The sequence below is a fragment of the Lapidilactobacillus gannanensis genome (assembly GCF_003946675.1).
Taxonomy (GTDB): domain Bacteria; phylum Bacillota; class Bacilli; order Lactobacillales; family Lactobacillaceae; genus Lapidilactobacillus; species Lapidilactobacillus gannanensis.
In genome coordinates, this window is the sequence record NZ_RHOT01000003.1 from 94,839 (window position 1) to 102,354 (window position 7,516).

At 39.7% G+C, this 7,516-nt stretch carries 9 protein-coding genes and 1 tRNA gene; 2 read left to right on the forward strand and 8 right to left on the reverse strand.

Translation table 11 applies throughout. The features are described from left to right. Positions 1-149 precede the first annotated feature (149 nt). On the reverse strand, positions 150-746 hold the full coding sequence (clpP, locus tag EKM81_RS01810; RefSeq protein ID WP_125647557.1) for an ATP-dependent Clp endopeptidase proteolytic subunit ClpP: 597 nt from the start codon (positions 744-746) through the stop codon (positions 150-152). Positions 747-873: 127 nt separating this feature from the next. After that, entirely contained in the window at positions 874-1,719 is an 846-nt protein-coding gene (locus EKM81_RS01815) for a glycosyltransferase family 8 protein (RefSeq protein WP_225420143.1), read from the reverse strand. 163 nt (positions 1,720-1,882) lie between these two features. Between EKM81_RS01815 and EKM81_RS01820 the strand changes: the two genes are divergently transcribed. Then, complete coding sequence (locus EKM81_RS01820) at positions 1,883-2,662, forward strand: sulfite exporter TauE/SafE family protein (RefSeq protein WP_125647560.1); 780 nt, start codon at positions 1,883-1,885, stop codon at positions 2,660-2,662. Between the two features lie 221 nt (positions 2,663-2,883). Here the strand turns inward: EKM81_RS01820 and EKM81_RS01825 are convergent. From EKM81_RS01825 to EKM81_RS01850, 6 genes are all read right to left on the reverse strand, one after another. Next, positions 2,884-2,955: transfer RNA gene (locus EKM81_RS01825), tRNA-Arg, on the reverse strand. A gap of 68 nt (positions 2,956-3,023) precedes the next feature. Continuing rightward, complete coding sequence (locus EKM81_RS01830) at positions 3,024-3,470, reverse strand: MarR family winged helix-turn-helix transcriptional regulator (RefSeq protein ID WP_125647563.1); 447 nt, start codon at positions 3,468-3,470, stop codon at positions 3,024-3,026. 12 nt (positions 3,471-3,482) lie between these two features. Beyond that, positions 3,483-4,430, reverse strand: a complete 948-nt coding sequence (gene whiA / locus EKM81_RS01835; RefSeq protein WP_125647566.1) for a DNA-binding protein WhiA — start codon at positions 4,428-4,430, stop codon at positions 3,483-3,485. A 20-nt stretch (positions 4,431-4,450) separates the two neighbouring features. Beyond that, complete coding sequence (locus EKM81_RS01840; protein WP_125647569.1) at positions 4,451-5,467, reverse strand: gluconeogenesis factor YvcK family protein; 1,017 nt, start codon at positions 5,465-5,467, stop codon at positions 4,451-4,453. Beyond that, positions 5,464-6,357, reverse strand: a complete 894-nt coding sequence (gene rapZ / locus EKM81_RS01845; RefSeq protein ID WP_125647572.1) for an RNase adapter RapZ — start codon at positions 6,355-6,357, stop codon at positions 5,464-5,466. The genes EKM81_RS01840 and rapZ overlap by 4 nt, the downstream gene beginning before the upstream one ends. A gap of 59 nt (positions 6,358-6,416) precedes the next feature. Beyond that, the gene (locus tag EKM81_RS01850; protein WP_125647575.1) at positions 6,417-6,956 is read right to left on the reverse strand and encodes an HdeD family acid-resistance protein; all 540 of its coding nucleotides are present in this window, start codon (positions 6,954-6,956) and stop codon (positions 6,417-6,419) included. A gap of 348 nt (positions 6,957-7,304) precedes the next feature. Here EKM81_RS01850 and EKM81_RS11305 point away from each other — a divergent pair. Further along, positions 7,305-7,516, forward strand: a 212-nt coding sequence (locus EKM81_RS11305) for a hypothetical protein (protein WP_225420144.1), incomplete at its 3' end; no start/stop codon positions are given.

Here is a 7,516-nt window from a genome sequence, read left to right on the forward strand (position 1 = left end):
AAACCCTCACTATTTTATTGTCTGATTACTTTAAAGCGTAAAATTCATCGGCCTATCTGATACCACAAAAAAATACTGCGCTGACACTTTAATTAAAAAGTTGTCAACACAGTATTAATATTTGTCGTCAATCAAAGATTCGTGAGTAATTACTTGCTAGGCTTCTCGTTCATGTTAACCATGATCTTGTCGATCAAGCCATAGTTCTTAGCTTCTTCGGCAGTCATATAGTTATCACGTTCAGTATCCTTTTGAATTGTTGCCATATCTTGACCAGTAGCATCAGACAAAATCTTATTCATCTTTTTACGAGTCTTAACGATTTCTTCAGCAGCAATTTCAATCTCAGTAGCCTGACCCTGAGCACCACCTAATGGTTGATGAATCAAGACAGTTGAGTTCGGCAAAGCAAAGCGCTTGCCCTTGGTCCCAGTTGCCAACAGGACACTAGCCATGGAAGCCGCCATCCCAATGGCAATTGTTTGGACATCAGATTTAATAAAGTTCATCGTATCCATAATTGCCAAACCAGAAGTAATGACACCACCAGGTGAGTTGATATAAATCGAAATATCTTTAGTTGAATCTTGTGCGTCTAGGAAAAGTAACTGGGCAATAATTGAATTGGCCGTTTGATCGTTAATTTCACCAGACAACATGATAATGCGGTCTTTCAATAGACGTGAGTAAATATCGTAGGCCCGTTCGCCACGAGAAGTCTGCTCAATAACTGTTGGCACTAACATATTGTAGCCTCCTTAAATCGTGCTAAGAAATTAGCACTTAAATGATCACTCTGCTAATTTAGCATAATAGTCAAAATAGGTCAAACATTTTTGCTTAATATTTAAAAATAATTTTGTTCAATCAACATTAGGCAAGTCGGGCTAATAACCGCTCTGTTAAACGCTGATAGTTGCCATATAAAGCCGTGAAACGATTATCATGTCGTTCGTCCCAAGGTTTGGGCTGACCACAAAAATGCAAGAAAACTGTTTGACCTATAATCCAGTGTAAATCATTCTTACCTAAACTGCGAGTAAAATAAACCGCATATTTACGAGCATCATAATTCCAGATTTCCTCAGGAATTTCTTTAATTTCACGACCGTATAAATAATTCAACAAATCTTGATCTGGTAATAATAAATAGTCACTTTTGGTTTCAAGTACCTGCTGAATATCTGCAAAATGAACCAGTTGTCGCGCTCGTGCTAAATCAATCAACATTACCCCAGAATTAAAATAGGCATGATCGGTTCCCAGACGAAGTTTGTTCAAATCGGTCACTAGATTCGTCATGCCTGTATGAGTGGCTGCAGCAAAAGTGCTCGTTTCCAAATCTAACTGCCACAAGGGTAACACTGAGTTCAACACTAAAATATCTGGATCTAAATATAGTACTCGTGACAGACTTTGCGGTAACAATTCTCCACAGAGTAAACGGAAGTACATCTCTATTGGATAACGTCCCTCAGTTGGCGCCTGGCGCCACTGTTCACCATCAACCTTGATGGCCGTAAATTCTTGCTGGTAATGAGCAATTAACGCTTGTAACTGCTGCAGATCTGGCTTCGGGATAGCTTCATGAATCAACCAAATTCGAAAGCGTTGTTGTGGATTATGCTCGAACAATGAAACCAACATAACTGAGACTGGTTTAAGATAATGTTGATTTAAAGTCACGAGAATATCAATTGGTACCACCATTTGTGTCATAAGAACCTCGCAATCTACGCCTGCAAGCGAATTTTTATTTGGCTAATTTAATTATAACAAGCTACCAATTAGAAAAGTGTGCTTTTACAAAAAATTTTATCCGATTGTACCTAAAAGAGTTATGATCAAGTTAAAGTCAACAAAAATCAGAGGGATGATGAAGATGACAGGAATTTGGCAATTATGGTTGATTTTACTACCCACGGGAATTGTTGCCGGCATTGTTAGTACAGCTACAGGTTTAGCATCGCTAGTATCATATCCTATTTTATTAGCAGTTGGCTTACCACCAGTAGCTGCCAATGTCACGAACACTTACGCATTATTCTTCACTGGTGTTGGCGCAACAGTCTCGTCGCAAAAAGAACTCCGAGGTCATGGTAAAGACTTATTAGTGATTCTACCGCTAACATTGATTGGCTGTGTGACTGGTGCTTTAATTCTTTTTGCCATCCCTGCTAGCACATTCCAGAAGGTCGTCCCCTTTTTTATTTTCCTAGCCGCAATTGTGGTGCTACTCCCCCGCCGAACTGACCCAATAGCGACAATTAGTGGTCAAAGCGAAACAAGTCCTGCTAAATTGGTTAAATTGCTCACTTGGCTGGGAATTTTTCTAGTTGGTGTTTATAGTGGCTACTTTGGCGCAGCAAGTGGCGTCTTGATGCTATCTCTATTGGCAGTCATCAGTCCTCTGCCGTTTGCCCAATATAACGCTGAGAAGAATATTACGTTAGGTCTAGCAAATTTAGTTTCAGCTATTGTCTACGCCACTAAAACCACAATCCAATGGACCGCTATTATTCCCTTAGCAATTGGTTTTCTAATTGGCGGCTTCATTGGCCTAAAAATTGTGCGCCTGATTTCTGAACGTACGATTAAAATTGTGATTGGAATTGGTGCTTTTATTTTAGCGGGAAGCCTGTTTGTTAAGGCTTATTTATAAAACTAATCGCAAATACAATTTGAATAAATAAATTATTATTCATCAAACTCTTTTCTAATATTGATTCATCCCGTAACACTTTCTCAATAGTTCTTTTAATTCCTTCCGTTTATTAAGCACTAACATAAGGGCAACCAACTGATGAAACTTAGCCAAGATACAAAAAAGCCAGTAACCACTGCGTTTATAACGCTCAATGATTACTGGCAAATACCCTTTTATGGGTCCCCTGGGAGTCGAACCCAGATTTCAAGAACCGGAATCTTACGTGCGATCCATTACACTAAGGACCCAATGCAACAAAAGCTATTTTACCTAAAATTCAAACAAATAGCAATAGCTTTCCACAGATATTCTAATATTAAGATAGTTTTTCAGTTGCGTGGTCGATTTGATTGGTTAGAAAAGCCACATCAGTCATCATGCGACGATAGCTCTCTTCTGGTAATTCCAAAACACTTACACAACCGCGAACGTGCTCGAAGATACTTTCCTTCTTGCGTTGCGCCATCGTTGTTAAACCTATTTCCAGGCGACGTTCATCAGCTTGGCTACGCTCGCGCTTAATCCAGCCATCCTTCTCTAAACGCTTTAAAAGTGGCGTTAACGTGCCAGAATCTAAACCAACGTGTTGGCCTAACTCTTTCACAGAAATCTTTTCTTCCTGAAAGAGCACTAATAAAACAATATACTGTGCATAGGTTAGATGAAATGGCGCTAAGGCTTGCGCGTAAAAATGATTAAAAGCCTTATGAGCCTGATAGACTTCAAAGCAAAGCTGTTCATCTAATAGAATTGGTTCTGTCATCGTACTTTCTCCTTACCCGACCATTCGGTTCTGCATCTTCTCGGCCAACTCATTTAATTTGCGAAGGCGATGATTGATGCCTGACTTAGAAATAGCACCACTTGGCACTAATTGACCTAACTCACCTAAGGTTGTTTCAGGATAAGTTAGACGTAATTCGGCAATTTCTTGAAGCTTATCTGGCAACGAATCTAAACCAACAGTTCGTTGTAAATATTTGATATTTTCGATTTGACGTGTGGCCGCATCAATTGTTTTATTCAAATTAGCTGTTTCGCAATTGACTAAGCGATTTACAGAATTGCGCATATCGCGAACAATCCGAATATCTTCAAATTTCAGCATCGCGTTAGTTGCACCGATGACCCGCAAGAAATCAGCAATCCGTTCCGCCTCTTTCAGGTAACTGATGTAGCCACTCCGCCGTTCTGTAGTTTTGGCATGAAGCTGAAATTGATTCATTAGCGCAAGAATATCCTGATTATGATCATCATACAAGGAATAGATTTCCAAGTGATAACGACTTGTCTCTGGATTATTCACACTACCACCAGCTAGAAAAGCCCCACGTAAATATGATCGACTTAACTGTTCATCATGCAAGACCCATTCTGGTACCCGAGTCAAAATCGTTAATTGGTCAGCACCAACAATATCTAAATCGGCAAGAATCTTCTGAGCATTATTGCCCACGCGAACAATATACTGATTGTTTTTTTTTAATTTCATTTTACGGCGAACTAATAATTCCGCTTCAATTGCATAAGTTTGTTTCAATAGTGAATAAATTCGGCGAGCAGTCGCTGGATTTTCTGTTTGGACATTTAAAACAAATTGATGATGGGCAATTGCTAAAGTACCATTCATCCGCAACAAAGCTGCTAACTCTGCGCGTGCGTGTTTAGGATGAACTTCGAGTTGGGTCAACTCTTTTTTGACTTCACTTGCATAAGATGCCATTGGCCCACCTCCTACTCTAATTAATGGTTGGGTTGAAAAGCGCGGTTAAGAATCTCTCGAGCCACTTTAGTACCGTCATGGAAAACGCCGTGATCATGCAGTGATAAGAAATCATTAGAAATAATCCGCGTACATTGTTGTTGCAACGCGGTAAAATCATGACTAACTGGTGTCAGATATTCGTTATATTTTTGATAATCTAAATAATTGTCTGGGACGTGTTCAGCATTGACAAGAATTGTATCCACTCGTTTTGCGCCTAGATGATCATTAATGATTTTAACGTGATCGGCATCACTGAAGTGTTCAGTTTCACCTTTCTGCGTCATGATATTGCAAATATAAATTACTTCAGCAGAACTCTTAAGTAACGCCGCCTGTAAATTCTTGACCATTAAGTTTGGCAAAATGCTGGTAAACAAACTACCAGGTCCTAACACAATCACATCAGCGTCCATAATTGCCTGAATAACCGGTGCAACTGCAACTGGTTGTTCATTAGGATTATTGGTATTAGTAACCCAAACTCGTTTAATTTGCTTGCGCGCGCCGGAAATTTCAGTTTCACCAGCAGCAGTGGTCCCATCTTCAAATTCTGCGTTCAACGTTAAAGGTTCATTAGCAACTGGATAAACATGACCATCAACGGCCATCATTTGTGACAAAGTCTGGACAGCATCAAAAATATTATTATCCATTTCCGTCAATGCAGCAATGATTAAATTACCAATAGCATGCCCGGCAAAGAAAGAGTCTTTACTTTCGAAGCGGTATTGGAAAATATCCAAATAAGAAGGTGACATATCTGACAACGACACCAAGACATTACGAATATCACCAGGCGGGACCACGTTAATATAGTCGCGGATGATACCTGACGACCCACCATCATCGGCAACTGTGACAATTGCAGTAATATCGGCATTTTGCTGATGCAAACTTTTCAAAATAACTGGTAAGCCTGTCCCACCGCCAATTACGACAATTTTAGGACGACGGCCTTTGATTACTCTAACAATACGATTTGTGCGACTCATGAGCGATTCACCGTTTCTTTGCGTTTTGTCAAATCTCGATGAGTAATGTCCACCGGATAGTTTTCCGCTTGTAAAGCATGACCTACACGTTCAGCTAAAGCCACCGAACGATGCTGGCCACCAGTACAACCAATCGCAATAGTCAAACTTGTCTTGCCTTCATTTTTGTAGCCGGGCAAGGCTGTCTTCAGCAAAGCCATGAATTGTTGATAAAACTGTTCTGTTGCTGGCTGTTGATTAACGTAATCAGCCACTGGTTGATCCAAACCAGTTTTATTCTTGAAAGCTGGCACATAGTATGGATTAGGCAAAAAACGTACGTCCATGACAATATCAGCATCAATTGGTAACCCATACTTAAAGCCAAAGGACATCACTTCAATATGAAAGACGGGATTATCAGAACTCTTAAAGTTATCAAAAATCTCTTCACGCAGCTGACGCGGCGACAAATTAGTCGTATCAATGATCAACTGCGCTCGATTTCGCATCTCGCCCAGTAATTCTCGCTCTTTTTTAATACCATCTAACAAACGGCCTTCCATGGCCAAAGGATGCGAGCGCCGAGTTTCCTTATAGCGGCTAACTAACTCCTCGTCAGAAGCATCCAAGAACAAAATTTTGGTAGTGACAAAGTTGGTATTGTCTAACCCTGACAACATTGAGATGATTTCATCATAAAACGCCCGCGATCTTAAGTCGATCACTAAGGCAATTTTAGTTATTTTGCCAGACTCTTTAACCAACTCCCAGAATTTCGGTAGTAAACTTGGTGGCATATTATCAATACAAAAGTAGCCTAAGTCTTCAAACGACTGAATTGCCACAGTTTTACCGGCGCCACTCATTCCGGTAATAATGACTAGATTTAAAGTATCAGGTTTCACCATTTCAACACGTCCTCTGAAGAATTATAACACACCGGGCGTTTCTTGTTTGCTATTTTCGCTTAACCGCGGTGAGCAATCGCCATAATGACATTATTAACACCAAAAATAATAAAATAAATTGACAGTAGCATCGTCATTGTCAGCAACGAAGACAAGGGATTAAAGAGCATCATAATCGCAACCACTACCCCTAAAATATCTAAAATCAGTGAAACCCAGAAATAACCCTTACCAAAATTACGTAAATGGCTAGCAACCACAATACCAATGATCGAATCAATTAAGAACCAAGTCGCAAATACATAGGCAATCACAATGGCACCCACATAAATTTTAGTAATGAAAATAATCCCAATTAAAATATCCAAAACACCGGCAATAATGACGAAAAAACTAATGCCATTAACATAATCTCGGTAATGGAAGAAATTACCTAACCAAGAAATCCCTTGGACAATCGCCATAATCCCGAAAATTAAAACAATACTAACTAAAGAAGCCGATGGCTGTGCCACCAAAAAAAGACCTGCAATCAAGAAAATAATACCAGATAAGAATAAGGGCCAATCAAACCCCCAAGATTTTTGTCGCCAAAACATGAACAATTCCTCCTCAAAAAAATAAATTAACTAGATTTAGAATATCAGTTTGAACTGACATGTCAACTATTGACAAAGTGTGAGGGGCAACGTACTTTTGGCGTAGCCTAACTTCGATTATTTGATTGAGCTGGTGCAACCAGATCGGGCAAATAATCAAGTTAGGCCTAGCCATTTGTTGCCCCGAACACGTTTCAACCAGAGTGTGAGGTGCGACGGTTTTTTGGCGTAGCGTAATTTCAATTATTTGATTGGGCACTGCAAGTGACCGAGCAAATAATTAAATTAGGCCTAGCCATTTGTTGCCCCGAACACGTTTCAGACAATCCAACTAGTTCCAAGTAAAAATTGCTAAGACCTAAAGAAGAACTAATAGCCAACCAAATTTTGACTTTATACTGTTTAAAACCTAACTGGATTCTGGCTGATTGTAAAGCAATCGGCTATGGCAACTTTCGTAACACAAAAAAGCTAGTATGCGTCGGCTATACTCCTTCTTGGGTAGACAAGCAAATAATTAAAGCTTGTCTTCCTAGGAAGGAGTTTTTGTATGGGCCGGA